The organism is Nocardiopsis endophytica, from assembly GCF_027706725.1.
Lineage (GTDB): Bacteria > Actinomycetota > Actinomycetes > Streptosporangiales > Streptosporangiaceae > Nocardiopsis_A > Nocardiopsis_A endophytica.
Window position 1 is genome coordinate 21,876 of the sequence record NZ_JAQFWQ010000047.1, and the last position, 26,672, is coordinate 48,547.

Sequence of the window (26,672 nt, forward strand, 5' to 3'; positions counted from 1 at the left end):
TCCGACCCGACTCCTACGAAGTGGATTAGTCGTCACGACATCGGTCGCCGAATGCGAAACCACCATCTTCCGGACAGAGAAACCCGCCCCGGCCGGAAATTCCGGTCGGGGCGGGCGGTACGGGTTCGGCGGTGCCGTTCGGCGGCTCAGGCTCGGCGGCGCGGATGCTGCTGCGCCGGTCGGACGGCCGCCCCGGTCACCGGGCTCCGGTCACGGGACCCCGGTCATAGGGCTCCGTCCCCCTGGGCCCGCTTCCGACGCGCGGCGTAGACGGCCAGCGCACCGAGGGCGAGCAGGACCAGCCCCGCCGCGGCGAGCCCCCCGATCGCGGGCCCGGTCAGCGCGAGCCCGCCGGCGTCCGGGGCGGGGGCGTCGTCACCGCCACCGGCACTGTCATCCCCTCCCCCGTCCGGCCCGGGGCCCGGGCCAGGACCGTCGGTCGGTTCCGGCGTAGGAGTCGGGGTCGGGGTTGGCGTTGGGGTCGGCTCCGGCGTCGGAGTCGGGGTCGGATCATCGTCCGAGTCGGTGGGGCTCGGCGACGGCGTCGGGTCGGGGCTCGGAGAGACCGTCGGAGACGGACTCGGCGTCGGCGACGGCGTCGGGTCGGGGCTCGGAGAGACCGACGGGCTCGGAGAGACCGAATGACTCGGGCTCGGACTCGGGCTCGGGCTCGGCGCAGGCTCGGTGCACTCCGGCAGGTCGCCGTTGAACGGATAGGCGTGCAACTCCTGCCCGCCGCCGCCCCCGGCGGACTCGTGGGTCAGGGAACCGGCCGTGAAGAAGCGGCCGTTGGTGCCCGGCAGCGACAGGTTGGTCATGCTGTCGGGGTTGCCGACCAGCACGCTGCCCTGGAACTGTCCGCTCCCCTGGAGGTTCACGGTGGTGGCGTCCGGGAAGTTCCAGAGGATCCTCTCCCGGAGCCCGTCGGGGAGCGTGCCCATGTACGTGCCGATGGTGCGCTCGTCCCCGGTGACGTTGACCAGCACGGTCGCGTCGTTCGGGATGTCATTGAAGACGATGCCCTGGTCGCCGCCGTTCGTGTTGACCATGTCGAAGTCGACGTTGAACACCTGGAGGGAGGAGGTCCCGTCCCCGGTGAACACGGTCTGGTGCCCCTCGTTGACCGCCGTGCCGGTGGCCTCGCGCGGCTCTCCGTCAGGGTAGGCGTAGCAGTTGCTGGCCTCTTCCAGCTGCGAGCGGAGGTCCGCGTAGGGGGCGGCGGCGTCGGGGTCCTGGACCGCCGTCGGGCTCACGGTGCCCTGGAGGTCGCCTCCGTAGCGCACCACCCCGTGGACGCTCCCCTCCTCTGCGAGGAGCCGCTGGCCGTCGGCGACCGTGACGTTCCCGCCGACGGTGAGGAAGTCGGTCCCGTCGTCGGGCGGCACCCGCGACCCGACGCCGACGATGCCGACGTTGTAGACCTGCGAGACACCCGAGCTCTTGTTCTGGTCGAAGTCGCCGAGGACGACGATCTTCCCCTCGGCCTCGGCGGCGCCCTCACGGACGAGCATGTCGCCGCCGACGAAGATGTTGATCGAGTTGTCCCGCCCTTCGATGGGGCCGGAGTGCGGGTCCGAGTACTCGTCCGGGCAATCCCCTTGGCAGGGCCCGAGCCCACCGGGCAGGGTTGCGGCGACGCTGGTGAGCGCGAGCGACCCCGCGAGCACCGCGGCCCCGGCGGCCCCGGTCCCCAGGAGCCCCACGGCCCGCCACCTCATCGACCACCGGCCCCGGCCGGTCTCGACGTCAACGTTGGTTCCCATACATTGAGCGTCACATTCATCACGGAACGTATTCACGCTCCACGACGCGGCGCGGGGTAAATAGTTCCCCATCCCTCAGGGCCGGGCTCCGGCGCGTTCAGGGATTCTCAACGCGCGCGCCCGCGCACTAAGGTCTGAGCGTTCCGACCATTGAGGGTGCGATGGACGATGGGGATCTCACTTCGCTGAGGAACGAGGCGCATAGGAACTCGGGGCCGGTGTTCCAGTTCAGGGACGTCCACGGGTCGCTCACACTCGTTCAGCGCGGGTCGCGGCTCGCCGTCGGGGCCGTGTTGGGGGTGCTGGGCCTCCTGCTCGTCCATGGGGTCGTGCTCGCCCGCTATGCCGAGTTCTACCGGACGCTCGGCGTCGGGCTCGGGGAGGTGCCGGTCGGGTACGGCGAATTCGTCGCCGCCACGGCCGAGGCCGTCGTCGTCGCGGCCACCGTCGTGGTCGTCCTGGTCGCCGCCTATGCCGCCGGGGCCGCGCTCATCGCCCCGGTCCCCTCACGCGCGCTCGTCGCACCGACGGCCGCTCTCACGACGCTCATCTACCTGGCCGGCATGGTCGCCGTCGTCTACGGAGCCGCCTACGCCGCGCTGCTCACCCGGCTTCCCGAAGGGGCGATCGACCTGGTCGCGACGCTCGCGGCCGCGGTGGTCGGACTGGGGTGGCTCGGCAGTGCGGCCCGGCTCATCAGGCGGGACAACGCCTACGCCTACCTGTCCGGGTGCGCGATCGGGGGCGCGGCGGCGGCCGTCGCCGCCGCCCCGGCCGTGGCCCTGCGCGTGTGGCTGCTCCCCCAGCCCTGGCCACTGCTGCTGTTCTTCACCGGGGCCGCCGCGACCTTCGCCGTCCTGCGACGGTGGGCACGGGGGAGGACGGCCGTGGCGGCCACCGTCCCGGGTGGAGGCGACGGAGGTACCGACGGGGGCGGCGCGGGGGGCGATGACGGGGTCGGCGAGGGGGAGGACTCCGCGACGGCCCGGCCGCGCGACCTGCTGATGCGCCTCCTGCACGACCTGGTCCCCTTCTCTGATCCGCGGGACCTGTCGTCGCGCGTCCCCGGCGCCCAGGCGCGCCGGACGGTCGTCGCCCTCCTGGTCGGGGTCGGGCTGCTGGGCCTTCTTGGACTCGGCGGGTACATCCTGGCGGCCGGGAGCGCGGTCAACGCGGGGCTGGCCGTGCGCGAGTACGGCTACCTGCCGCCGGAGCGGTCCGCCCTGGCCCTGCCCAGGACCATCCGGCCGGTCCAGGTGTCCCCGGTCGGGGCGGGCACCGACCCGGCCGGGATCTGCGCGGCCCCCGAGCGGGCGGCGACGCTGATCGGCCGGGAGGACGGCGCCGCCTGGCTGCTCCTGCGCCCGGTGGAGGACGACGCGTTCCCGCCCGAGGTGGTGCCGGTGTCCACGGACGACTACGTCGTCCGCCTGCGCCCGGACAGCGGACTCGGCTCCGATCCGTGGACGGAACCGGTGTGCGTGCCGGAGGGGTGAGAAGAGAAAGGGGTGAGGGGAGCAGGGGAACGTGCCCTGCGGCCCCGCCGTCGGAGCGGTGTGAACACGGATCGACCCGGTACCGGAGAGCCCGCCGAGCGGCGGCACGCCCGCATCCACGCCAAGTACGCGCTGTTGGAGCGGCGCGGGCGGGCGGTGACCGCCGCCCGCAGGCCGCCGACGGCGGAGGCCACCGTGCGGGCATGCGAGGAGGCGCTGGGGATCGAACTCCCGGAGTCCTACCGGGCGTTCATCACCGGCGTCGCCGACGGGGTCGAGGCCTTCGGCGTCCGGGTCACCCCGCTGGCCAAGGCATGGCTGTGGGAGGAACCCGACGAATGGCCCGACCCCGCCTACGCTCGCGGCCCGTTCCCTCTCGCCCCCGGCGATGAGCTCGTCTTCACTCCCTTCGGAGGATCCGCCTACGCCCCTGGAAACGGACCCGCTTTCCCTTGGGAAGCCGACACCCTGAGGGCCGCCGAGCCGTGGTGGGAGGAGGTGTTCGGCTGGCGCGAGGACGACCGGGGACGGGGCAACTACGACCTCTTCCCCGGTCTGCTGATGCTCGGTGAGCTGGGTTGCGGATACGCGATCAACATCGTGTTCAACGGGGAGGCGCAGGGCCGGGTGGTGTTCACATGGTGGAGGGAGGGGCCGCCCCTGTTCGCCCCCGAACCCGATCTGGCGGCCTGGTACGAGTCCTGGCTCGACCTGCTGCTGTGCGACGCGGTACCGGTGAGACGGCCGGGCCCTGCACTGCGCGTCCACTCCCCGGGGACGCCCTCCGGCGCGCCGCTCGACGGGGCCGAGCGCGCCCGGGAGGTGCTGCTCGCGGCCACGTGCGGCGATGGACACGGTGGAGACGGCCTGACAGACGGGGCCGTGGAAGGTGCCCTCGCGGCCCTGCACACCGATACCGACCCCCGGGTGCGCCTCGCCGCGGTGTGCGCCCTGTCCCGCGGCCCGGACGGCGCCGACCGCCTCCTCACCGCCCTGCCCGGGACCGAGGGGGACCCCGCCGACCTGGCGCGCGCACTGCTCGCCGCGATGGCCGACCGCGGCGGGGTCAGTGCCGCACGCCCTCGCCCCCGCCCTCGTCGGGATTCCCGCCGGTCCGCGTCCTGACCTTCTCGAAGATGCCCTCCAGGCCCGCCAGGAAGGCCTCCAGGGCCAGCTCGAAGCTGTCCTCGTCGATCTCGACGGCGTGCTCGGCCAGCTTGTGGGCCTGGAACAGGTTGGGGTACCGGTCCCGGTACACCTGGACGTCGTCGTCGAACCCGCGCGCGAAGGAGTTGATCGCGCCGCCCACCACCAGGTACTTCGTCGAGGCGCCGATCATCGTGGCGTGCCGGGGCGGCCAGCCGGCCGCCACCAGGCCGCCGTGGATCGCGTCCGCGCGGCGCAGCGCCTCCTCCCGGCGCCCCGGGCCCACGGCGATCACCGGGACCAGGTTGGGGTGGGCCGCCAGGGCCCGGCGGTAGGTGCGGGCCCACACCGTCAGCCCGTGCCGCCAGTCGCCGCTGTCGAAGCCGGACACGTCGACGCCCGCCATGATCCCGTTGGCGATGTCGGCGAGCAGGTCGTCCTTGGTCCGGTAGTGGCTGTACAGGGAGGCCGCCTGCACGTCGAGCTCCTGGGCCAGCTTGCGCATGGACAGCCCTTCGAGGCCGTCGCGGTCCACCAGCCCGAGGGCGGCGTCCCGGATGCCCTCTCGGGTCAGCAGCGGGGTCTTCGGGCGGGCCACTCCTCGTCCTCTCGGTCGGTCCCTGCCGGTTCCGTCGTGCGCCGGTCCGGTCGCACGCCGCCTCGGCGCGGCGCGCCGTGTGCGGGTACCGAACGATCCTGCCATGCCCGGCGCGGTCCCGCCCGCCGTGCCCGGCGCGGTACCCCCTTGCGGCGCGGGGAAAGGAGGTCTACGGTCGAGTAACCGAACACTGTTAGGTTCAGAAGGGAGCACGGCCATGGTGGACTTCGCCCTGACCGACGAGCAGAAGGGCGTCCGCGACTGGGTCCGCACCTTCGTCGAGCGCGAGCTCATCCCCCGCGAGAACGAGGTGCTGCGCCGCGAGCGCGCCGGGGCCGCCCCCGGGCTCACCGCCGACGAGGCCGACGAACTGCGCGCGCTGGCCCGCAAGTCCGACTTCTGGGGCGTGCAGACCCCGGTGGAGTACGGCGGCATGGGCCTGGACGCCGTCAGCGCCGCGATCATCGAGTCCGAGCTCGGCCGTACCTTCCTGACCTTCAAGTTCGGGGGCGAGGCCGACAACATCCTCTTCCACGCCAACCCGCTCCAGCGCGAGCGCTACCTGCTGCCCACCATCGAGGGCGAGCGCAAGTCCTGCTTCGCCATCACCGAGCCGGGCGCCGGGTCCGACGCCAAGGCCATCCGCACGCGGGCGGTGCGCGACGGCGACACCTGGGTGATCAACGGCGAGAAGACCTTCATCACCGGCGGCAACGAGGCCGACTTCGCCCTCGTGTTCGCGGTGACCGACCCCGAGAAGGGCGCCGACGGCGGCGTCACCTGCTTCATCGTCGACCGCGACATGGGCTGGACGTCCGAGCCGATCGACACCATGGGCGAGCGCCGCCCCGCCTCCCTCGTCTTCGACGATGTGCGCGTCCCGCACACCAACATCCTCGGCGAGGAGGGCAACGGCTTCCGCCTGGCCATGCAGTGGATCGGCAAGGGGCGCTACCTGCTGCCCGCGCGCGCCGTCGGCGCCTGCGAACGCCTGCTGGAGATGGCGCTGCGCTACGCCAAGGAGCGCTCCACCTTCGGCGCCCCCATCGCCGACCGGCAGGCGATCCAGTGGATGATCGCCGACTCCCAGATGGAGACCGAGGCGCTGCGCCTGCTCGTCCTGCAGGCCGCCTGGCAGGTCGACGCGGGGGCCGACTCCCGTCACGCGCAGTCCATCGCCAAGCTGTACGGCGGCCAGAAGGCCAACGAGATCGTCGACCGGGTCATGCAGATCCACGGCGGCATGGGCTACACGCGCGAGCTGCCCATCGAGCGCTGGTACCGCGACCTGCGGCTGCTGCGGATCTACGAGGGCACCGACGAGATCCAGCGCCGCACCATCGCCCGCGACCTGCTCACGGGCCGGGTCAAGGTCGGCTCCTCGCTGGGGTGAGCACGGCCCGCGCACGTCGAAGGGGACCCCTCGGGCGAGGGGTCCCCTTCGCGCGCGCTCGCGGAGCAGGCGCCGACGGTGCGGCTAGGCGACCTCGACCAGGTCGATCACGAAGACCAGGGTCTCGTTCGGCTTGATGACGCCGCCGGCGCCGCGGCTGCCGTAGGCCAGGCCCGGCGGGATGACGAGCTTGCGCCGGCCGCCGACCCGCATGCCCAGCACGCCCTGGTCCCAGCCGGGGATGACCTGCCCGGCGCCGAGCTTGAACCGCAGCGGCTCCCCGCGGTTCCAGGAGGCGTCGAACTCCTCCCCGGTGGAGTGGCTCACGCCCACGTAGTGCATGGCGAGCATGGAGCCGTGTCCGGCCTGCGCCCCCTCGCCGATGGTGATGTCCTCCACCTGCAGTTCGGCGGGCGGCGGGCCGTCGATGAAGTCGATCTCGGGACGCTCCAGCGCCATGGTTCCTCCCCCTGTGTTCCGGGCAACGGCTCCCCAGCGTAGTGGCGGCGTGAAGCACGTTGCGCACGGGACCTCGGGGACCGGCCGGGGCGTCCCTCAGTCGAGCCGCAGGGCGCTCATTCCCCGTTGAACGCCTCCGACCGCACGAGCGTTTCGTACCGCAGGGCCTCTTGAGGAACCGCCCTACCTTCCGTGAGCAGAACGGCGGCCGGCTCCCGGAGCGCCTCAGGCAGCCACGCGGCCAGGCGCCGTGCCCGGTCCCGATCGACCTTCGGCCCGCTACGCGGCGAGGCCTCCACCAGCATCCGCCAGAGGACCGCGGCCGGACCCGCCTCCACCCCGGCGTCCTCGGCGATGGAACAGACGGTGGCGGCGATCTCCAACCCGGCCGGATCGAGGTCGCCGAGATAGTCGAGCCGGGTGACCCTGAAGGGAAGGTCCGCGACGGACTTGACCGGCGCGGTGTTGCGTCCCTGAACCCAGGCCACCGCCCTCCAACGCGGCACACGCCGCTCCCGGAGGACGCGCAGGAGCGTACGGAAGGTCGCGTGGTTCTCGACGCACACCATGGGCCCGTCGCCCGTCAGATCCGCGCCCGTCGGCTCCCATGTCAGCGGAGTCGCGACCCGTTCGCAGCGCAGGAGGTCGAAGGTCAGCCGATCAGGCCGCCACAGCGTCGCCCCGCCGCGCGGCGGTGTGGAGTCGAACGCCTTCTCGTCACCCAAGAGCTCGTAGGCCCGCTCGGCAGCCGCCGCCATCGGGACATCCCCGCCATCGGTCCGCCGGAGCCAGTCGTTCACGGAGACCAGGAGACGCCTCTGCGAGGCGGACAGGGGAAGATCCGCCGCCCAGGAGGCCAGCTCGCCGCGCAGCGGCACATCGACGGGCCGGAGAGTCTCACCGGTCGGTGTCCTCCTCGTCAGCAGGATCGACTTGGGCAGCCTGGCCCGACCCCGCTGCACAGTGACACGCGTCGCCTTCCAACGCCCCTGCTCCTCCCCCTGACGGAGAACCGCTTCGAGAAGATCCAGGAACGCCCACGGCTCTGTCTGCGGGACCAGCCCCCGAAGGGCCTCGGCGACCTCATCGACCGAGCACCGCCTGCCCCGTCCGGCCGGATCGAGCACCGCGGCCAGCCGTACGGCCTCCACGACGCCACTCACTCGCCGAGCACCGCCATGACGTCACGCTGGACCATCTCCGCATTGACGAGTTCATGCTCCTTTTCGTCCACGACCACCACCTTCTCCCGCGAGGAGGGACGGAGCCGCCGGGTGAGCACCGTGATCCGGTCGAACATGGACAGCGCCCCCTTGTCCTTAGGGGCCGCGGTGAACACCAGCTGCAGGCCGAGCCGGTCCGCCGCGAGCCTCATCGTCCGCACGAACTGGTCCGCGGAGGCCTGACCGAAGGGGTTGTCCAGCCAGAGCCAGCCGATCGACGTCCCTTCGTCGGCATCGCGCACGCGCGTCATCACGGCGTACAGCAGCACCCCTGCGGTGACGCGCTGGCCCCCGGAGAAGTTCTTCAGGTCGGTGACGTCGACCCGGTCGAGGGCCATGTCCGTGTGAGGCTTGAGGATCCGCACCCGGAACGGAGCGTCGACCAGCGCACGTGTCGCGGCGAAGAGCATGGTCTGAGCGTCGGTACGCCCCGCGCCTGGAGCGAGCTGGGCGTGCACGACCCGGGCGACACGGTCGATGGCGACCGAGTCGTCGCTCGGCGCGGGCTCATGGGCGATCTGGACGAAGTTGCGCTCGGACCACTCTCCCAGCCCATCCGGCAGCCGGGACCGGTTCTGGTAGGAGCGGAGCGTCACCAGTGCGCCGTCCGCCTTCAAGTGCAGCATGGCCGCGCACATGCGCACGTGCTCATTGTGGTGCTCAAGGTCGTCGCGCAGCGTCGCCGCACGCTGTTCGAGTTGTCCCGCCAGGCTCTCGGCCTCGATGTACAGACGCTGGTCCGACCGGAGCCGGTGGACCAGCTCGATGATGCGCTGATCACCGCGGTCCTCGACCTTGCGCGCCAGCGGACCGTTCGCGTGAGCGCGGATCACGTCGATCACGCGCCGTCGTCCCTGCTCGGCTCGTTCCGACTCCTCCGTCGCCTCTCGATGCCTTTCGTCGGCACGGTTCGCCTGTTCGACGAGACGGTCGATGTCGGCGGCGGCACTACCGGTCAGCTCTGGGACGGCCATGCGGCGCAGCGGCCTGATCGCCATGGTGACGTTCTCGATCTGGCGGACGATCTCCTGTCCCCGGCCACGCTGTTCCTCCGCCTTCTGCTCCTCTCCCCGGTGCAGCTCGGTGAGGCTCCGGGCCAGATCGTCCAGGAGCCGGGCCGTGCGGTCGGCCTCGTCAGGGTCCTGAACCGAGGCCGCCGCCGGGAACCTGTCGACGTCCGGAGACGTGCGGTCGCCCGATTCCGCGGCACGCCGTCTGTACTCCTGCCTCAGGTGATCCGCCTCCGCCTGCGCCTTGGCGAATACGGTGCGCTCCTCGCCGAGGCGTTCCTGGGCCCGGCGCACGGAAGCGGCGAGGGCCACCGGGTGCCGTGCCCCCTCGCCGTCGGCGAACCCCTCGGCGAGCGACGTGCGCTCAGGGTCGGCGTCGAGCCTGCTCCGCGCCTCGGACAAGGTCCGCCGCAGCCGTTCGATGTCCTCGTTGAGGTGTTGGGGGATCTCGGCACCGGTGAGCGCGTCCTGCGCCGCCTCCAAGCGGGCCCGAAGCACTTCTTCGGCGTCTTCGGGCACGGGGCCCTCGACGACCGGCGTCAGCCCGTCCCGCCTCAGCGCCTCCATTGCGTCCTCGCGGCGCACGGTCCACAGGTTCACCGTTTCCCGTGCCGCACGGAGGGCTTCGTCGAGTTCGGGCCGCCGGCGCTCCAGGTCGCGAATGGCCCGTTCAAGTGCGGTGACCTCCTCGCGGACCCCCGGAAGCGCGGACGCCGCCTCGGCCCGAACACGCGCGGCCTCGATGGCGGGTGCGAGCCGTCGACGCGTCTCCGCCAGGCTCTCGGCGAGGGCGTTCGCGGAGTGCCACTTCTCCTGAAGCTCACCCCTTTGAACGGTGAGGGCCTCGGCGGCCTCTGCGGCGGCGCGTGCCCGCCGTTCGTGACCGCGCCTGTTCTCCCAGGCGTCTCCCGCCTTCCTCGCGAGTTCAGGGCGCGGATCTCCGGGGAGGTCCGACCAGAACCCCCTCAGTTCAGCCGACAAGTCCCGTGCCCCTTGGGCCCGCTCCTCCGCCGACGACCGGGCCTCTCTGGCCAGCCGGTGCTCCTCTTTCGCAGAGGCGACCATCCGCCGGGCCTCGTCCCGGTCGAACGTACCCGGGGCGGGGAGGAGGACGTGCCCATAGGCCCCGTCATCGCCCTCCGCGCGGAGGGCGGACTCGACCTCCTGAGGATCGGTAACGGAACCGACCCAGAGCGCAGTGTCCAGGTGGAGGCCGCCGAGAGCATCCACCGCCCGTCCGACGTGGTCCGGCCGGGCCACCACGACCCCGGACGCGATGTCCGGCCGCGCACGGGCGAAGGCCTCGGCCTCCCCTGTCGGCATCGTGTCGGCCAGCCATCGCCATCCCGGCCACGCCGTCACCTCCGCCTCCCTGCAGAGGGCGACCGCCGCCTCCACGGTCCGGGCCGGAGGGAGGAGGCCGTCGGCGCCGACCGACTCGATGGTCCGCTGCGCCGCCTCCATGGCCTGCCGCGCCCCCGCGGCTTCCACATCGGCGCGGGCGGCACGCTGCCGCAGCGCCTCGGTCAGCGCCGCACGATCGGCCCACAGGTCGATCCCGGTGCCCAGGGCGTCGAGAAGGCGTTCATCCTCTGCCAAGGCACCGACACGCCGGGAAACGGCCTCTGCCTCGTCTTCGGCTCTGCGCGCGTCGCCTTTCGCCGCCTCGGCACGCCGCTGCGCATCGTCCTTCTCGCGTTCGAGCCCGGCGGCCTCGGCCGCGGAGTCGGTGAGCCGCCTCTCGGTGTCGTCCCGGGTCGCGCGGGCCTCACCGATCCTCTCGTCCAGCCGCGCATCGGCTTCGGCGGGGTCGGCCCCCTCCGGCAGGAGTCCTTCGGTAGCGGCTGCGGCCAGGACCGCCTCCGCGCCGTCCATGCGTTCACGCAGGGTCTGGAGTCGCTGGTTCGCGGCACCGTAGTCGGTCCTTCGGGTCCGCACCTGTTCTTCGGCGTCGGCGGCCTCCGCCTCCGCCTGCCTCTTCCCCTCCTTCGCCACGTCCAGTTCCCGGGAAGCCTCGTCCCGGCGCTCCGTCAACAGGCGCGCGAGGTGCCGACGGTGCCGCTCCTCCGCCTGCGCCAGCTGCTCGATGCTCCGAGCGGCGGCGTCGCGCCGCGCTTCAAGGGCCGCAAGCCCGTTCCGCGCCTCTCGGGCGGTGAGCACGTCCTCGACGCTCTCCCACGCGGCGGCGGTACGCGCCACCTCGTCCAGGCGGCGTCGGCGTTCCTCGGCCACGTCCTCGGCCGCGTGCGCCCGTAGTTCGTCCGCACGCAAGCGCATGCGCAACCGGTGGGCCTGGGCACGCCGCAGGTCGGTCGCCGCGTCCCTGCGCAGCTGCTCATGATCGGCGAACCGCCGGTCGGCCTCGGCCTTCTGCTCCGCCAGCTCCTCGAGTGTGGCGTCGGCGTCGGCCACGAGGGCCACCGCGTCGCTCTTGGCCGTCTCGACCCTGCTCCGGGCGCCCTCGGCCGCCTCGTGCCGGATCGCCAGGTTCAAGAGCGGATCCGTGATCTGCTCCCACAGCCGGAGCTCGTCCTCCCAGCTCGGCCTCGCGTCCGCGTTGGCGCGCAGCCTGTCGATGCTCTGGGAGATCTGGTCCACGGTGGCCGTGGACATCGTGGCCCCGAGAAGCCAGCGCACGAAGGCGTCGGAGTCGCCGAACCTCATCACTCGGTCGACTCCGCCCTCCGAGGCGTTCATCACCGCCTGGAAGCGGATCTGCTCGATGTCGACGTCCGCGTCGGCCAGCCATCTCTGCCATTCCCTCTGACGTTCCGAGGGGGCGTAGGGCGGCACGGCTCCACCGGGCGGCAGCATGTTCCGGACCCCGGCGGTGAACTGTGCGCGCGTGGCCCACCGCCCCGCCTCCGTCTGGAGGGGCAGATCGTCGATCGTGGGGCCCTCGGGGCCGGTGAGCCAGCCGTAGAAGGCGCGGGTGAGGCGGGACGGGTTCTCAAGGTCCTGAGTCCCGCCGTCCGGCCAGTCGGCGACCATTCCGACGACGAGCCGCTGCTGCTCCCCCTGAACGACGCGGGTCGCCTGCTCGATGACGTGGCATACGTTGCCGGAGCGGACCAGCTTGGCCAGGGAGCGGTCCGACTCACCGCGGATGAAGTCGCGGATGTTCGGCAGGTAGAGCGCGTACCGCAGGGCGGTGACGGTCGTCTTCCCCGTGCCGTTGTCCGCCCATAGCGCCGCGTGTCCCGTGGTTTCGAGGGGATCGGACCATGTCAGGTCGAGGCCCTCCAGCCGCGACTCGGGGAAGCCCGCACCGGCCATGTAGGTGCGTTCCAAGCGCCATCCGGTGCCCGTCATCCGTCCTCCCCGCCTGTTCCGGAAGCGCCGACGGGTTCCTCCGCGTGGACCCCTGCGAGGGTCTGCCAGACCAGCGGCCCTCCGCCGACCGCGACGCAGGCCCGGAAGCGGTCGGTCGAACGCCACGCGCGCAGGTCGGGACGCGGCGGGGGCGTGGTCCTGTCCACCAGGAGCAGGCCGAACTCGTGCAGCATGGCCAGCGCGTCCTCGCACATGCGCACCGTGGTCCTGCGTTTGAGCCGCCCGGTCGGCGTCTCGTCGACCTGCTTGTAGGTGAAGCGGTAGGCGTTCCAGGCCTCACCGAACCCGTCGGACGACGGCTCCCCTCCGTTCTCGACGGCGGCGGCGTGGTCCCTGATGAGGCGGTCGACGTCGACCGCCGTCACACGGCGCGTCCCGGGCTCGCGCACCGCTTTGGCGTTGGGGTAGCACCAGGCCGCGGCCCCGGCCAGGGCGAGGCCGTACACCATCCGGTCGGCCGCGCTGTCGATGGGCAGCCAGCGCTTGGTGTCGGCGACGGCCAGCGGGGAGCCGGCCTCCGCCAACAGGACGATCCCCGTGCTCCGGTCGACCGCGGCCACGCGCAGGCCGAGGCCGGTGATCACCTGGTCGAAGGCCGTCCGCAGTTCGGGGTCGGTGTGGTAGCGGTCGAGGAGGCGGCCGTAGGTGTCATGGCGGGCAGGTACCAGGGAGTGGTCGAGCGCGAACCGCAGCAGCATGCCTGCGTCCCGCGCGTCGTCACGGTCGCTCACGGTTGGGCCCCCTCCTGTGCACGACGAAGTCGGCGACGTCGAATTCGGACAGTCGGACCTGGTCACCGTCGATGGTCGACCACCAGTCCTCCTCGGCCGCCGGGCCATCCGGCCGCCACATCATCAGCGCCTCGAGCACCAGCAGCAGCCTCAGTCGGCGGCGGGCGGTCTCAGCCGACCCCACCAGCGCCGCCAGGTCGCGGACGAGCTCGTTCTGCGGGTCGAGGAACCGCGCGTCGACGGTGTCCAGGAGCGCCGACAGCCGCGCCCCTCCTCCCGGCCTGATCCTTCCGACCCGCAGGAAGTGCGCCGTGTCCTGGAACAGCGCCGGGTACATCTCGTACATCTCCGCGGCGTCTTCGAGCTCCTCCGGAAGCCTCGGCCCTTCGGGCCGTTCCCTGCGCCGGGGCGGCGCCGCGAGGCGGTCCGCGGTCTCCTTGACGTCGAGCAGCATCCCCGCCGTCGGCGGGGTGATCTCCGCTCCTCGGGGAAGCTTCTCGCCCGCGAGCAGCGCCCCCAGGACATCGGTGGACGGGTCGATCTCGCCCGCCGGGACCGCCGTGAACGCCTGGGCGGCCTGGGCCTCCCTCCAGCGGGGTGTGGCCCCCACGACCTCGGTGTGGAGCCCGGCGAGCGTGTCCACGGCGTCGCGGAGGCGCGAGGCCGCCCTCATGAGCCGGCGAACGGCCCCGGGCTCCTCGTCGTGCGAGGCCTGGGAGCGCAGGGTCTCCAAGTGGCGGAGGAACGCGCCGTCGATCGCGACCCTCCGGTCGAGATGCCCCATGGCCGCGGCGAGTTCGGGACGGAGGACGGCGAGGTAGTCGACCCGCGTCACGTCGCGCTCCGCTTCGGCGATCATCCGGCGCACGTTGGCGGCATAGGTGCGCGAAAGGGCGAGCGCGTCTTCGGCGGAGTCGATCGCCGCCTCGAGACGACCGCTCTCCGTCTGTGCACGCATGACGGCGATGACGGCCTCGTGCTCGTCCTCGAGCGAGCGGTTGGTGGCAACCAGCAGCAGCATCACCGCCGTGTTGTCGACGTTGACGTAGAGCGTCGCGCCGTCCGCGGCGATGGTCTCGTACAGGATCCGCACCTTGAGGGAGACCTTCGCCCAGTCCGCGTCGGGGTCGGCGTAGACGACGGTGAAGTAGGGCGTGGGTTCACCGTGCCGCAGAAGGTGCTCCAAGACGTGGGCGGCGACCCTCTCATGCTCATCGGGCGGCCGGTCGGAGGCCATCCCCGATGCCGCGCGCGTCATCTCGCCCAGCAGGCTTTCACGCGCGATGCCGAGTGTTCCGTCCAGGCCCGAGGAGAGGGCGACGGTGTCGACGGTGAACTGGATCAGCGCGATGAAGTCGTAGGCCGACCAGTCGACCTCGGAAGGATTGCGGGCCCGATTGATGTGGAGATCGAAGATGGGCGACAAGTGCGCCAAGGCGCGGCGCCGACGCCCGGCACCGCCGATGTTCGGGGGATCGCCGCCCCCGCCCGTCTCCCCGGGCCGCGGCCTCACCCGATGCCCGCCCATGGGTGGAGAAAGCGACTCGCGATGTCGCGACGGATCGGGTCGGACCGGTCCGCGGTCCGTCTGGGCGCAGCTGGCACGGCGCGACCCCTTTCCCGTACCGAGGGCGGACACCGCGGGAAAGGTCCGAGATGTCATGGACCTTTGGCGAGCATATGGCCGAAACGCGCGGCTCGTCGGACCTTTCCACGCCGTTATGTCTGGCCGGATCGGGCCACCAGCGGATGCCTCTGAGCGGTCGGGGTGGCGTCACGGATCGTCGACGGCCTCACCGGGGAGGCCGATCCCGCCAGTGTCGGTAGCGTGCGTTTGGACATGTGGCCGTCACCACTCCGCCAACGGCGCGCCATCCCTGTGACAGGGCACGGTCCGAGACTCGTCGTACGGGGTGCGCGGGTCCCCCGGGCCGCCGGGTGGGCGGCCGACGCGCCCCCTCGACGGGAGGCGCATGCGCCGGATCACCGCACTCGTGGTGTCGGGCCTGCTCGTGGCGGGCGTCCTCGCGGCGGTCGTGTGGAACCTCGCCGGGCCCACACCCCAGCGCGTCACCGGCGTCATCGGCTCGGAGAAGGCCGCCTACTTCGACGACCCCGACGTCGTCGCCCGCCTGGCCGACCTCGGGTACGAGGTGGAGGTGCGCACCCGCGGGTCGCGCTCCATCGCCCGCGCCGATTTGGACGGCGCCGACTTCGGCTTCCCCGGCAGCGACCCGTCCGCCGAGGCCTTCCAGCGCGAGCACGGCACCGAGCGCGAGTACCGCCCCTTCTACTCGCCCATGGTGGTGCTCAGCCACCGCCCCGTCGCCGAGGCCCTGCGCGAGGCCGGGGCCGCCGCCGAGGAGGACGACGGCACCTGGACCCTCGACATGGCCGCCTACCTCGACCTCACCGAGGAGCGCACCCGCTGGCGCGACCTTCCGGGCGGCGGCTACGAGGGCGCCGGGCGCAGCGAGGTCCTGGTGCGCACCACCGACCCGCGCACCTCCAACTCCGCGGCCATGTACCTGGCCGTCATCGCCTACCTCCTCAACGGGGAGGAGGTGCCGCAGGAGCCCCCCGCGGGCGGGGAGGCCGAGCGCATCGCGCGCCTCTTCCTGGCCCAGGGCGCGCCGCCGGAGAGCTCCAAGCAGCCCTTCGACCAGTACGCCGCGCTGGGCCCCGGCCACACCCCGCTGCTGTGGGCCTACGAGGCCCAGTACGCCGGGACCCGCGGGTCGGGCACCGGCCTTCCGGACGGGGCGGTCGTCATGTACCCCGCGCCCACGACCGTCTCCAACCACACCCTGCTCCCGCTGACCGACGCCGGGGACGAGGTCGGCCGCCTGCTCACCGAGGACCCCGAACTGCAGCGGCTCGCCGCCGAGCACGGCTTCCGCACCGCCGACGCCGACCAGTTCGCCGCCGCAGCCGAGGAGGCCGGCCGCCCCGTGCGCGCCCAGGTCGCCGACGTGGTGAACGCGCCCGCCTTCGAGGTGGTCGAGGGCATGCTCTCCGGCCTGGAGACCGCCTACGCCGACGGCGGCATGCCCGCGCCCGCCGAGGAGGCGTCGGGCATCGGCGGGGACGGGGCCGACGACGGCGATAGCGGCGGCAGCAGCAGCGACAGCGACGACGGCGGCGGCGACACCGGCACCCGCGACCCGCGCGACGGCGCCGCCCCCGCCCGCCCGCCGGGCGCTCCCCCGTCGCGCCCCGACCCGAACCCGGAGACCGCATGAACGAAGGCCCCACGTCACCACTCACTCCGCCCGAGCCGGAGCCGCCGGTGCTCACCCCGCCCGAGCCGGTCGAGCCGGTACGCCCCGAACGCGCCGGGGCGCTGGTCCCCGTCGACGACGCCAAACGCGCCGAGCTGCGCGAGCGCGCCGAGGCCTACGTGAGCGGCCTGTCCGGGCTCGACCCCCGCTCCCCCGAGTTCGCCTCCCGCGCCGCCGACATCGCCGCCCTCGGCGAGGACGAGCTGCGCGCATCGGCGCAGTCCGCCAACCGCATGCTGAAGCGCTCGGTGACCGCGCTGGCCGACGCCAAGGGCGAGGGCGCCGACGCCCAGAAACGGGTCGGGCGCGGCCTGCTGGAGCTTCGCCGGACCGTGGAGGACCTCGACCCCAAGGACGCGGCGCGGCCCACCGGCCGGAGGCTGCTGTCGTTCCTGCCCTTCGGCTCGCCGGTGCGCGACTTCGTCAACAAGTACAAGAACGCCGACGCGCACATCAACCGCATCGTCGTGGCCCTGCGGTCGGGCCAGGACGAGCTGCGCAGGGACAACGCCGCCCTGCAGAACGAGCGGCAGCGGCTCTGGGAGACCATGGGCCGCCTGCAGGAGTACGCGGTGCTGGCCGAGGCGCTGGACGGGGCCGCGTCCGCGCGCATCGACGCGACCGCGGCCGCCGACCCCGACGCCGCCTCCCGGCTCCGCTCCGACGTGCTGTTCCCCATCCGGCAGCGCCACCAGGACCTGCTCACCCAGCTCGCCGTGTGCGTGCAGGGGTACCTGGCGCTGGACACGGTCCGCCGCGGCAACGACGAGCTCATCAAGGGCGTGGACCGGGCGGCGAACACCACCGTCTCGGCGCTGCGGGTGGCCGTCACGGCTGCGCAGGCGCTCTCGGCGCAGAAGCGGGTCGTCGAGCAGGTGGACGCGCTCCGCGGCACCACCGAGGACATCATCGCCGCCAACGCCGAGATGCTGTCCGCGCAGAGCCAGGACATCCAGCGCATCGCCGCCGATCCCGCGGTCGGGGTGGAGACGCTGCGCTCGTCGTTCCGCAGCATCTACGCCTCCATCGACAGCATCGACAGGTTCAAGGAGCAGGCGGTGGAGAACATGGCCGCCACGGTCGACGCCCTGCGCGGGGAGCTGGAGAACGCCGCCGGGTACGTGGAGCGCTCGCGCTCCCGCGAGGGGGGTGAGGGCTGATGGCGGGGACGGGGCGCCCGGCGTCCGGCTCCTCCTTCGCCGCGGCCGCGACGGCCGCCGCCGTGCTCGCCGCGGCCTCCGGGTGCGGGTGGGGCGACGGGGGGTCGGGCGGCTCCGGCGAGCTGCGGGTGCTGGCCGGGAGCGAGCTGGCCGACATGGAGCCGCTGCTGGAGCGGGCCGCCGAGGAGACCGGCGTGACCGTGACCATGGAGTACACCGGCACCCTGGACGGGGTGGAGCAGGTGGTCGGCGGCGGGACGGAGGGCCGGTACGACGCGGTCTGGTTCTCCTCCAACCGCTACCTGAACCTGTACCCGGAGGCGCGCGAGGCGCTCCGCCAGGAGACGCCGGTCATGGCCTCGCCGGTCGTGCTCGGCGTGAGCGAGCACAAGGCCCGGGGACTGGGCTGGGAGGTGTCGAAGGGCGGCGCCGTCACGGGCGTGTCCTGGTCCGGCATCGCCGATGCCGTGAACGCGGGCGACCTCGATTACGCCATGACCGGCCCGGCCGCCTCCAACTCCGGCTTCTCCGCGCTGGTCGGGGTGGCGGCGGCGCTCGCCGACACGGGCGCGGCGCTGGAGCCCTCCGACATCGACGGCGTGACCGACGAGCTGCAGGGGTTCTTCGCCGGGCAGACCTTCACCGCCGGATCCTCCGGGTGGCTGGCCGAGGAGTACGCGGACCGGGTGCGCGAACCGGAGGGCCGGCCCGCGCCGGACGCGATGATCAACTACGAGTCGGTTCTGATGTCGCTGGAGGACGAAGGGATCCCCGGCGGCCTGCTGCCGGTCCACCCCACCGACGGCGCGGTCACCGCCGACTACCCGCTGTCCCTGCTGGAGTCCGCCTCCGACGGGGCGGCCGCGGACTACGACGCCGTGGTGGAGCACCTGCTGTCGCCGGAGGTGCAGCGGGAGATCGCGGCGGACACCCACCGCAGGCCCATGGAGCGCGACGCCCTTCCGGAGGACGCGCGCGGTGCCTTCCCCGAGCTGCCGGAGCTGCCGTTCCCCGCCACCGCCGAATCCGCGGACGCGCTGATCGCCGCCTACTACGACCGCATCCGCAAGCCCGCCCGCACCGTGTACGTGCTGGACGTGTCCTCGTCGATGGCCGGGGACCGTATCGAGGGGCTCCGGTCGGCCATGCACACCCTGACCGGCGGCGACGCCGACTCGATCCCCGGGCGGTTCCAGCGGTTCTACGGCCGCGAGCGGGTGACGGTGCTGCCGTTCTCCTCGTCGGTCCATGCCCCGGAGTCCTTCGAGGTGCCGGAGGAGGAGCCGGACGGGGTGCTCACCTCCATCCGCGACCATGTCGACGCCCTGCGGCCGGAGGGCGGAACGGCCGGATACGACGCCCTCGACGAGGCCTACGCGCTCCTGGAGGACGAGGACGGCGAGGACACCGATGGCGCCTTCACGTCGATCGTTCTGATGACCGACGGCAGGATCAACGAGGGCATGTCCTTCGACGACCTCGCCGAGGCCCACGCCGACCTGCCCGACGAACTGCGGAGCGTGCCGGTCTTCCCCGTGGTGTTCGGCGAGTCCGACCCCGAGGAGATGGAGGACCTGGCCGCCCTCACCGGCGGCCGGGCCTTCAACGCCCAGGGGGATGGCGGGGCCTCCCTCGACGAGGCCTTCCGGGAGATCCGTGGGTACCAGTGACGGGGGCGGCGGTGGCGGTGTCGGCGGCGGTGGCGGTGCCGGACGCGGCGCCGACCGCCCGCCGGGCCGGGTGACGGCGTACCTGTCGTCGACGCGGAACCTGGTCGGCGCGGGGGCCGGGCTCGTCGGCGTGGCGCTGGCGTTCACCGGCGTGCTCGGGCCGCTGTGGCCGCTCGCGGTGGTGGCGCTGTACGTGGCGGGAGCGCTGGCCGCGCCGCCGGAGCGGGTGCGCCTGGCCGCTGAGGCCGTCGGCCGGACACCCCAAGAGTTGCAGCAGGACCTGGAAGGGCTGGCGCGGACGGTGGGGCGGAGCCGGTCGCGCCTGCCCGGGGACGCGGCCGAGGCCTTCGAGCGCCTGCGGGGAAGGCTCGCGGACCTGCTGGAGCTCGACACCGACCTGGAGGCCGACCCGGAGACCGCCTACGAGCTGGAGCGGGTGGTGCGCACGGACCTGCCCGAGGCGGTGGAGGCGTACCTGAACCTGCCGTGGTGGTTCGACGCGGGCCGCAGGGCGGGCGGGGGCGGCAGCGCCGCCGAGGAGCTGCGCACGCAGCTGGCACTCCTGGAGGCGTCCGTCGGCACAGCCGCCGAACGACTGCTGGAGGCCCACACCCGTCGCCAGCGCGATCACACCACCTACCTGCGCGAACGTGAGCGGTCAACGTCGTCGGCCCCGGAGGTGCCCCCGGGTGCCGCCCCCTCTGCACCCCATCCCGGGACACCCCCGGAGACACCGACGGACGACCCGCCCCTTCAGGACCCATAGCCGACGTGCCGGGGGCCGTCGGCCTCAGCGGGTGCCGCCGGCCTCTACGCGCGAGATGATCGCCCCGATCCGCTCCCGTGCCTGTGCCCGGGTCACCTCTTCGACATACGGCTCCCCCTTGGTCGCGCCCCAGGGGACGAGGACGTCGAAGTCGAGGTCGCGCATCAGCGCGAGGCTCTCCACATAGCGGGCGCGTTGGCCGGGGTCGAGCACGACCGCGGACCACTCACCGCGATCGACCCAGATCGAGTCGCCCGTGAAGAGGAACCGGTGGGCGCCGTTGTCCCAGAGGTAGGCGGTCGACCCGGGCGTGTGGCCGGGGGTCGGGATGACCTCGAGATCGTCGTCGATCATGCGGCGCCCGGTGAACGTCCCGGCGACGGGAAGGGTCCCGGCCACCTGGCCGCGGTCCCGCTCGTGCACGTAGACGGGTACATCGAGGTCCGGACGGCCGTACATCTCCTCGTGTCCGTGGTTGACCAGGAGGCGGGTCGCCCCGCCGAGCGCCCGCACCCCCTGCGCGGCGGACGTGATGCCGGGCGCGTTGTAGACGATGACGTTCCCGTGGTCCCGTTCCAGCAGGAAGGCGCGCACCTCGACGTGGGCCAGGAACGGCAGCTGCGCCGGAGGGGTCGCGTGCAGGCCCTTGATCGGCTCCTCCAGTGTGTCGTCGGACGGCATCGGCGTTCTCCTTCCGCTCGGGAGGCGGCCGTCCCCCTGTGGTGAGCCGGGCACCCGTGTCCACCGTTCGCCGCACCCCTCGTGCACGGCCGCGGACCCTCGCGTTCCCCGCACCCCCGCAGGACGGTACACCCACCATTGGCGATTGCATCCTGTGAAATCAGCATAACCGCGCGATTGCACACCATGCAATCGCTATCCTCGGGGCATGCCACGCTGGGAACCGGGCGCCGCCGAGCGCCTGCAGGCCTCCGCCTTCGACCTGTTCGAGAAGAAGGGCTTCGAGCGCACGACGGTCGCCGAGATCGCGCGCGGGGCGGGGCTCACCCCGCGGACGTTCTTCAACCACTTCACCGACAAGCGCGAGGTCCTGTTCGACCTGGCCACCCGGCACCGGCAGGAGATCATCCGCCGCATCGCCGCCGGTCCGGACCCCCACTGCCCCCTCGACGCCGTCGTGCACGCCCTCAAAGGAGCGGCGGACACGCTGTTCGAGCACCGCCGTACCGCGGTGATCCGGCGGGAGGGGATCGTGGGAGCCAGTCCGGAGCTGCGCGAACGCGAGCTCGACAAGCAGGCCGCGCTCACCGGCGCCATCGCCGGGGCGCTTCAGGACCGGGGCCTGGACCCCGAGGCCGCCCACTTCGCCGCCGGTGCCGGGATGCTCGTGCAGCGGGCAGCGGTCGAGAAGTGGACCCGTCCGGAGGAGAACCGGTCCCTCGGTGAGCTCCTCGACGCGTCGCTGGACGCGCTGCGCGCGACCCTGGAGCGCTGAGGGAGGCGGCCGCCGGGCGTCCGGGTCAGAACCCCACCGTCGCCGCCACCAGGTGGCCGCTGCCCTCGATCCGGACCGCGCCGCTGCTCGCGGGGACGAACACCGACTGGCCCCGCTCCAGCTTGGCCTGCGCCCCGCATTCCGAGCGCAGCTCCGCCCCGCCGTCCAGGGCGAGCACGATCGACGGGGCTCCGCCGGGCATCGTGGTGGCGATCTCCCCCGGACCCAGCACGGTCAGGGAGAACTCGTCGACGCCCGGGCGGAACTCGCTGCGCCCCTCAACCGCCACCGGGCGGGTGTAGGGGATCGGCAGCACCGAGAAGTCCACCACCGCCAGCAGCTCCGGCACGTCGACGTGCTTGGCGGTCAGCCCGGCCCGCAGCACGTTGTCGGAGCTGGCCATGATCTCCACGGCGGTGCCGCGCAGGTAGGCGTGGACGTTCCCGGCGGGCAGGAACAGCGCCTCCCCCGGCCGCAGGGTGATCCGGTTGAGCAGCAGCGCCGCCACCGCCCCCGGGTCGCCCGGGTAGCGGCGCACCAGGTCGAGCACGGTGGCGTGGTGGGTGCCGCCGCCGCGGTGGGTCCACTCCTCGATGAACTCGGCCAGCCCCTGGTCGAGATCGCGGCTGTCCAGGGTGAGGATGCGCGTCATCGCGGTGCGCAGGGCGATGTGCGGGTCGGGGGCGGCGAGGTCGGCGCGCAGGCGCCGGGCCAGCTCGCACCGGATGCCCGCGAGGTCGCGCAGCGCCGCCACGGGGTCGCGGAACCCGCACAGGGCCTCGAACGGCTCCAGGGCGAGGACCAGCTCGGGTTTGTGGAAGGGGTCGCGGTAGTTGCGGTCCGCGGCGCCCACGGGGATGCCCTCGGCCTCCTCGGCGGCGAACCCGGCCCGCGCCCGGGACTCGTCGGGGTGGGCCTGGAGGGACAGGGGTGCGTCGGCCGCCAGCACCTTGAGGAGGAAGGGCAGGCGCTCGCCGAAGCGCGCGACGGTGTCCTCGCCGAGGACCTCCTTGGGGGCGTCGGCGATGAACGCGTCGAAGGCGCATTCGCCGCCGTCGGTGAGCAGTGTGCTGGGGGCGGCCGGGTGGGCGCCCATCCACAGCTCGGCTTGGGGGCTGCCGTCGGGCTCGGCGCCGAGCAGCCGGGGTATGGCCTCTTTCGCTCCCCAGGCATAGGGGCGTACCTGGTTGATCAGCCTGTGCATCCGCGCTGCTTCTTCCCGTTCCCGTCGCTTCGCTGCCGCCGTCGGACCCGCTGCGGGATCCTCCTCCCTGCCGGGAGGGGGATCCGGTGCCAGTCTCGCGGAGGCGGCCCGGCCTGTCTCCACGACAGGCTCTACCTCTGCCGGTGGTGCTGGCCCCACCCATCAGGCGGACACGAAGTTACCGATTGGTTTACCTTCCGCGCCGCCCGATGTCCACCCCCGGCCGCGCCGCCGGATGCGCCCCTGCCTCGCAGAACCCGGCGATCCCCGGACGGCGGCCGTCGGCGGCGGCCGCCGGCGGCGGCCGGCCGGGGGTGCACGGCGCCCGGCACGCCGAACACCGGGGCTCCGGCGACCCCGGCGCCGACGACTGAGACGCCTCACGGCCACGAAGGGCTCCGTCGGCCGGACCACTCGCCACCGCCTGGCCCGCACAGGGGCGCCCCGCGCCGGGCGCATCCCCTCCATCGGCCGGGCATTCCAGCTCTGCGCGTGCACCTTGACGCGGCGATCCCGCCTCAAGGGGGTAACGATCGGGCCGGGCCGCGCCCGCGGACGGTAGCGCGCAGGCGGCCCGCAGCCGGGGCTCTCCGGTCACGGCGGGGTACCGGGGCCGGAAACACCCGGATCACATTTCCTTACGCCGGTGGTCACACAGGCTCACAATTGGTATTACCATTGGCCGACGGCGCGACCCGGATCACACCCGGGCGTGCCGCGCACCCCTCTTCCGTCCGGAGGAACCCGTGGAAACAACCGCTCCCACCCTCGGCACGGCGCCGCTGCTGCTCATCGCGGCCGCCGCCATCGCCGTCCTGCTGTTCCTGGTCATCAAGGTCCGGCTGCACGCCTTCGTCTCGCTGACCCTGGTCAGCCTGCTCGTCGCGCTGGCCACCCGGATCCCGCTCGCCGACGTCGTGCCGACCATGCTCGACGGCCTCGGCGGGACCCTGGCCAGCGTCGCCCTGCTCGTCGGCCTCGGCGTGATGATCGGCCGGATGCTGGAGGTCACCGGCGGCGCCGCCGTCCTGGCCCAGAGCCTGATCCGGCTGTTCGGCGAGAGGCGCGCCCCGCTCGCCCTGGGCGTGGCCTCGCTGCTGTTCGGCTTCCCGATCTTCTTCGACGCCGGGCTGATCGTCATGCTGCCGATCGTCTTCAGCGTCGCCCGGCGCCTCGGCGGCTCCGTGCTGCTCTACGCCCTGCCCACGGCCGGGGCGTTCGCCGTCATGCACGCCTTCGTGCCCCCGCACCCGGGCCCGGTGACCGCCGCCGACCTGCTCGGCGCCCACATGGGCACCACCCTGCTGATCGGCACCGTGCTCGCGATCCCGACCTGGTACATCGGCAGCTACCTGTACTCCCTCTACGCGGGGCGCCGCTTCGAACTGCCGGTGCCCGCCGACGTCACCGCCGACGCCGACTCGGCCGGGGGCGGCGAGGCGGGCTACGCCAAGCACGACCGCCCGCCGCACGTGGGCACCGTCCTCGGCATCCTGCTGCTGCCGATGGTGCTGATCTTCTTCAACACCGGCGTGGAGACCCTGGCCACCGCCGGGACGGTGAACGGCGACGCGACCTGGGCCAAGGCCATGGTCCTCATCGGCCAGACCCCGGTGGCGCTGCTGATCACCGCGATCGTGGCGATGTTCGTCCTGGGCCGCGGGCGCTACCCGCGCGACCGGGTGGAGCAGATCGTCAACGGGGCGCTGGGCCCCGTCTGCTCGATCATCCTGATCACCGGCGCCGGCGGCATGTTCGGCGGCGTGCTGCGCGCCAGCGGCATCGGCGAGGCGCTCGCCTCCAGCCTGGAGTCGACCGGGCTGCCGGTGATCGTGGCGGCGTTCGTGGTGGCCACCGCGCTGCGGGTGGCCCAGGGCTCGGCGACCGTCGCACTGACCACCACCGCGGCCCTGGTGGCCCCGGCGGTGGAGGCGTCCTCGGGGCTGAGCACGGTCGACCTGTCGCTGATCGTCATCGCCATCGCCTGCGGCTCCACCGTGCTCTCCCACGTCAACGACTCCGGGTTCTGGCTGGTGGGCCGGTTCCTGGGGATGGACGTGGCGACCACGCTGCGCACCTGGACCGTGATGGAGACCCTGATCGGCGTGGTGGGCTTCGCCTTCGCCCTGGTCCTCAGCCTGCTGCTGTAGGGCCGTCCGGCCTCTGGGCCCCGGGGTCCGTCCCCTCGGGGCCCAGATCCCCTCCGGCGTCCAGCGCCTCGACCACCTCGCGGACGATCGCGCGCATGGCCGCCTCGGCGACCTGGGGCAGTCCCCCCTCGATCGCCGAGGCCACGTGCCGGTGCAGGCACAAGGCCTCGGGGCGCGGGGTGGGCGGCATCAGGCTGTGCTCGGTGCGCCCGGCCAGCACCTCGGCGACCACCCCGGACAGCCCGGCGAACATGTCGTTGCCGGACAGCTCCAGGATGCGCCGGTGGAAGGCGATGTCGAGCTCGAGGAAGGCCTCCAGGTCGCCGCGGCGGCCCGTGTCGGCCATCCGCCGCTCCAGGTCCACCAGGGAGGCCCGCTCCTCGGGGGTGGCGAGCCGGGCGGCCGCGGCCGCGGCCGGGGGCTCGACGGCGGCGCGCAGCCCGTTCAGCGAGCGGAGCTGCTCCAGGCGGCCGGGCCCGGCCAGCCGCCACCGGATGAGCTGGGGGTCGAAGACGCTCCACTCCTCGCGCGGGCGCACCCGCACGCCGGTCCGGGGGCGGCTGACCACCAGCCGCATCGACTCCAGCACCCGCACCGCCTCGCGGGCCACGGTGCGCGAGACGCCGAACTCGCGGACCAGCCCGTCCAGGGTGAACACGTGGTCGGGGCCGTAGCGGCCGGCCGCGATCGCCGGGCCCAGCTCCGCGAGCACGCGGTTGTGCAGGGTGCGGTGGTCGGACTCGCGGCTCATCGGGCTCCTCGGCTCGGTGGGCCCGCACCGTGCGGGCCGGGGGCCGGGGCGTGTCGCACACGGCACCGCCCCATTGATAACACTATTGAAGCGGGGCGTTCGGGATCCCGCGACCGAACGGGCGTCTGAACGCCGCCTCACGGGGAGGGACAGTACATGCACTTCGTCTTCATGGGCGTGTCGGGGAGCGGCAAGAGCACGGTCGCGCTGCGCGCGGCCGAACGGCTCGGGCTGCCCTTCGCCGAGGCCGACGCGTTCCATCCCGAGGCGAACATCGCGAAGATGTCGGAGGGGGTCGCCCTCACCGACGCCGACCGCCTCCCCTGGCTGCGGTCGCTGGCCCGGTGGATCGGCGAGCGCGAGGCGGAGGGCTCCAGCAGCATGATGGCGTGCTCGGCGCTGAAGCGCTCCTACCGGGACGTCCTGCGCTCGGGCGCCCCGGACGTGCGGTTCGTGCACCTGGACGGCCCCGTCGGGCTGATCCGCGAGCGCCTGTCCGAGCGGGCGGGCCACTTCATGCCGACGGGCCTGCTCGACTCCCAGCAGGCCACCTTGGAGCCGCTGGAGCCGGATGAGAAGGGGGCGGTTCTCGACATCGCCCCGCCGCCCGAGGAGATCGTGGAGGCCGCCGTCGCCGCGGTCCGCGCGGCCCTGGCGGAGAACGGCGAGTCCGCGGCGCACGGCGCCGGCTGAGGAACGGCGGCGGCGTGCTCCCGGGCGGACCCGCCCGGACGGCCGCCCGTCGATTCGTTCACCCGAAAGAAGGAGCCCCGGCGCTCGCCCCCGCCGCCCGGCCCGGAAACGGCGAAGGAGACGCCTGCAAGGCGTCTCCTTCGCCGTTCATCGTTCGTCGTTCCGGTCGTGCGCGTGGGTCCGCCGGGCGCGCGGAGAACGGGGAGTCCGCGGCACGGCTTCGGTCCGGGTCCGATCGGTCGGCCGTCCGCGGCGCCCGCCGAAGGGAGCGGCGCGCCTCGGGGCCGTATCGGCGCCGTTCCCTTCGGGGCGCCCGCCGCTTCCGCGGTGGGGCGCGCCTAGACGTCGGGAGGGTCCGCGGGGTCGGGGGGAGCCGCGGGCCTGAGGGG

At 73.1% G+C, this 26,672-nt stretch carries 20 protein-coding genes; 10 read left to right on the forward strand and 10 right to left on the reverse strand.

Features of this window, described 5'->3' with window-relative positions:
• Positions 1–224: 224 nt before the first annotated feature.
• On the reverse strand, positions 225–1,763 hold the full coding sequence (locus tag O4J56_RS16895; RefSeq protein ID WP_270686852.1) for a choice-of-anchor A family protein: 1,539 nt from the start codon (positions 1,761–1,763) through the stop codon (positions 225–227).
• A 161-nt stretch (positions 1,764–1,924) separates the two neighbouring features.
• Between O4J56_RS16895 and O4J56_RS16900 the strand changes: the two genes are divergently transcribed.
• Positions 1,925–3,259: a hypothetical protein gene (locus O4J56_RS16900; RefSeq protein ID WP_270686853.1), complete on the forward strand. Its 1,335-nt coding sequence runs from the start codon at positions 1,925–1,927 to the stop codon at positions 3,257–3,259.
• 60 nt (positions 3,260–3,319) lie between these two features.
• Positions 3,320–4,384: an SMI1/KNR4 family protein gene (locus O4J56_RS16905; RefSeq protein WP_270686855.1), complete on the forward strand. Its 1,065-nt coding sequence runs from the start codon at positions 3,320–3,322 to the stop codon at positions 4,382–4,384.
• On the opposite strand, the gene O4J56_RS16910 is transcribed toward O4J56_RS16905, so the two are convergent.
• Positions 4,326–5,003, reverse strand: coding sequence for a TetR/AcrR family transcriptional regulator (locus O4J56_RS16910; protein WP_270686857.1), 678 nt, complete (start codon positions 5,001–5,003; stop codon positions 4,326–4,328). The genes O4J56_RS16905 and O4J56_RS16910 overlap by 59 nt on opposite strands.
• Positions 5,004–5,220: 217 nt before the next feature.
• Here O4J56_RS16910 and O4J56_RS16915 point away from each other — a divergent pair, with 217 nt between their 5' ends.
• Entirely contained in the window at positions 5,221–6,396 is a 1,176-nt protein-coding gene (locus O4J56_RS16915) for an acyl-CoA dehydrogenase family protein (protein ID WP_270686859.1), read from the forward strand.
• A gap of 84 nt (positions 6,397–6,480) precedes the next feature.
• Here O4J56_RS16915 and O4J56_RS16920 read toward each other — a convergent pair whose 3' ends face one another.
• The 5 genes from O4J56_RS16920 to O4J56_RS16940 form a co-directional block, all read right to left on the reverse strand.
• On the reverse strand, positions 6,481–6,855 hold the full coding sequence (locus O4J56_RS16920) for an FKBP-type peptidyl-prolyl cis-trans isomerase (protein ID WP_270686860.1): 375 nt from the start codon (positions 6,853–6,855) through the stop codon (positions 6,481–6,483).
• 116 nt (positions 6,856–6,971) lie between these two features.
• Positions 6,972–8,018 (reverse strand): hypothetical protein, encoded by a 1,047-nt coding sequence (locus O4J56_RS16925; protein ID WP_270686861.1) that lies wholly within the window; start codon positions 8,016–8,018, stop codon positions 6,972–6,974.
• Positions 8,015–12,400 carry a coiled-coil domain-containing protein gene (locus O4J56_RS16930; protein ID WP_270686862.1) on the reverse strand — a complete coding sequence of 1,462 codons (4,386 nt, stop codon included), beginning with the start codon at positions 12,398–12,400 and terminating at the stop codon, positions 8,015–8,017. Before O4J56_RS16930 ends, O4J56_RS16925 begins: the two co-directional genes overlap by 4 nt.
• Complete coding sequence (locus O4J56_RS16935) at positions 12,397–13,152, reverse strand: hypothetical protein (protein WP_270686863.1); 756 nt, start codon at positions 13,150–13,152, stop codon at positions 12,397–12,399. The genes O4J56_RS16930 and O4J56_RS16935 overlap by 4 nt, the downstream gene beginning before the upstream one ends.
• Positions 13,139–14,578, reverse strand: a complete 1,440-nt coding sequence (locus O4J56_RS16940; RefSeq protein WP_270686864.1) for a hypothetical protein — start codon at positions 14,576–14,578, stop codon at positions 13,139–13,141. Before O4J56_RS16940 ends, O4J56_RS16935 begins: the two co-directional genes overlap by 14 nt.
• Positions 14,579–15,125: 547 nt before the next feature.
• Between O4J56_RS16940 and O4J56_RS16945 the strand changes: the two genes are divergently transcribed.
• From O4J56_RS16945 to O4J56_RS16960, 4 genes are read left to right on the forward strand one after another with little or no spacing between them, the layout of a single operon-like run.
• Positions 15,126–16,394, forward strand: a complete 1,269-nt coding sequence (locus O4J56_RS16945; RefSeq protein WP_270686865.1) for a hypothetical protein — start codon at positions 15,126–15,128, stop codon at positions 16,392–16,394.
• Positions 16,391–17,593: a toxic anion resistance protein gene (locus O4J56_RS16950; RefSeq protein WP_270686866.1), complete on the forward strand. Its 1,203-nt coding sequence runs from the start codon at positions 16,391–16,393 to the stop codon at positions 17,591–17,593. Before O4J56_RS16945 ends, O4J56_RS16950 begins: the two co-directional genes overlap by 4 nt.
• Positions 17,593–19,263: a VWA domain-containing protein gene (locus tag O4J56_RS16955; protein ID WP_270686867.1), complete on the forward strand. Its 1,671-nt coding sequence runs from the start codon at positions 17,593–17,595 to the stop codon at positions 19,261–19,263. The genes O4J56_RS16950 and O4J56_RS16955 overlap by 1 nt, the downstream gene beginning before the upstream one ends.
• Positions 19,250–20,029, forward strand: coding sequence for a hypothetical protein (locus O4J56_RS16960; RefSeq protein WP_270686868.1), 780 nt, complete (start codon positions 19,250–19,252; stop codon positions 20,027–20,029). The genes O4J56_RS16955 and O4J56_RS16960 overlap by 14 nt, the downstream gene beginning before the upstream one ends.
• Before the next feature lie 24 nt (positions 20,030–20,053).
• On the opposite strand, the gene O4J56_RS16965 is transcribed toward O4J56_RS16960, so the two are convergent.
• Complete coding sequence (locus tag O4J56_RS16965; protein ID WP_270686870.1) at positions 20,054–20,710, reverse strand: MBL fold metallo-hydrolase; 657 nt, start codon at positions 20,708–20,710, stop codon at positions 20,054–20,056.
• A gap of 208 nt (positions 20,711–20,918) precedes the next feature.
• Between O4J56_RS16965 and O4J56_RS16970 the strand changes: the two genes are divergently transcribed.
• A complete protein-coding gene (locus O4J56_RS16970; RefSeq protein WP_270686871.1) occupies positions 20,919–21,485 on the forward strand; it encodes a TetR/AcrR family transcriptional regulator in 567 nt (188 codons plus the stop codon).
• A 25-nt stretch (positions 21,486–21,510) separates the two neighbouring features.
• On the opposite strand, the gene manA is transcribed toward O4J56_RS16970, so the two are convergent.
• The gene (gene manA, locus O4J56_RS16975; RefSeq protein ID WP_270686872.1) at positions 21,511–22,689 is read right to left on the reverse strand and encodes a mannose-6-phosphate isomerase, class I; all 1,179 of its coding nucleotides are present in this window, start codon (positions 22,687–22,689) and stop codon (positions 21,511–21,513) included.
• A gap of 746 nt (positions 22,690–23,435) precedes the next feature.
• Between manA and O4J56_RS16980 the strand changes: the two genes are divergently transcribed.
• Positions 23,436–24,839, forward strand: a complete 1,404-nt coding sequence (locus O4J56_RS16980) for a GntP family permease (RefSeq protein ID WP_270686874.1) — start codon at positions 23,436–23,438, stop codon at positions 24,837–24,839.
• On the opposite strand, the gene O4J56_RS16985 is transcribed toward O4J56_RS16980, so the two are convergent.
• Positions 24,823–25,590 carry a FadR/GntR family transcriptional regulator gene (locus tag O4J56_RS16985; protein WP_270686875.1) on the reverse strand — a complete coding sequence of 256 codons (768 nt, stop codon included), beginning with the start codon at positions 25,588–25,590 and terminating at the stop codon, positions 24,823–24,825. The two genes, O4J56_RS16980 and O4J56_RS16985, sit on opposite strands and share 17 nt — an antisense overlap.
• Before the next feature lie 156 nt (positions 25,591–25,746).
• On the opposite strand from O4J56_RS16985, the gene O4J56_RS16990 reads away from it, so the two are divergent.
• A complete protein-coding gene (locus tag O4J56_RS16990; protein WP_270686876.1) occupies positions 25,747–26,283 on the forward strand; it encodes a gluconokinase in 537 nt (178 codons plus the stop codon).
• Positions 26,284–26,672: the final 389 nt, after the last annotated feature.

Bases quoted from the DNA above. Each gene is read 5' to 3' on its own strand.
- O4J56_RS16895 (WP_270686852.1), bottom strand. From the start codon at position 1,763: ATGGGAACCAACGTTGACGTCGAGACCGGCCGGGGCCGGTGGTCGATG.
- O4J56_RS16900 (WP_270686853.1), top strand. From the start codon at position 1,925: ATGGACGATGGGGATCTCACTTCGCTGAGGAACGAGGCGCATAGGAAC.
- O4J56_RS16915 (WP_270686859.1), top strand. From the start codon at position 5,221: ATGGTGGACTTCGCCCTGACCGACGAGCAGAAGGGCGTCCGCGACTGG.
- O4J56_RS16920 (WP_270686860.1), bottom strand. From the start codon at position 6,855: ATGGCGCTGGAGCGTCCCGAGATCGACTTCATCGACGGCCCGCCGCCC.
- O4J56_RS16930 (WP_270686862.1), bottom strand. From the start codon at position 12,400: ATGACGGGCACCGGATGGCGCTTGGAACGCACCTACATGGCCGGTGCG.
- O4J56_RS16945 (WP_270686865.1), top strand. From the start codon at position 15,126: ATGCGCCGGATCACCGCACTCGTGGTGTCGGGCCTGCTCGTGGCGGGC.
- O4J56_RS16950 (WP_270686866.1), top strand. From the start codon at position 16,391: ATGAACGAAGGCCCCACGTCACCACTCACTCCGCCCGAGCCGGAGCCG.
- O4J56_RS16955 (WP_270686867.1), top strand. From the start codon at position 17,593: ATGGCGGGGACGGGGCGCCCGGCGTCCGGCTCCTCCTTCGCCGCGGCC.
- O4J56_RS16965 (WP_270686870.1), bottom strand. From the start codon at position 20,710: ATGCCGTCCGACGACACACTGGAGGAGCCGATCAAGGGCCTGCACGCG.
- O4J56_RS16970 (WP_270686871.1), top strand. From the start codon at position 20,919: ATGCCACGCTGGGAACCGGGCGCCGCCGAGCGCCTGCAGGCCTCCGCC.
- manA (WP_270686872.1), bottom strand. From the start codon at position 22,689: ATGCACAGGCTGATCAACCAGGTACGCCCCTATGCCTGGGGAGCGAAA.
- O4J56_RS16985 (WP_270686875.1), bottom strand. From the start codon at position 25,590: ATGAGCCGCGAGTCCGACCACCGCACCCTGCACAACCGCGTGCTCGCG.
- O4J56_RS16990 (WP_270686876.1), top strand. From the start codon at position 25,747: ATGCACTTCGTCTTCATGGGCGTGTCGGGGAGCGGCAAGAGCACGGTC.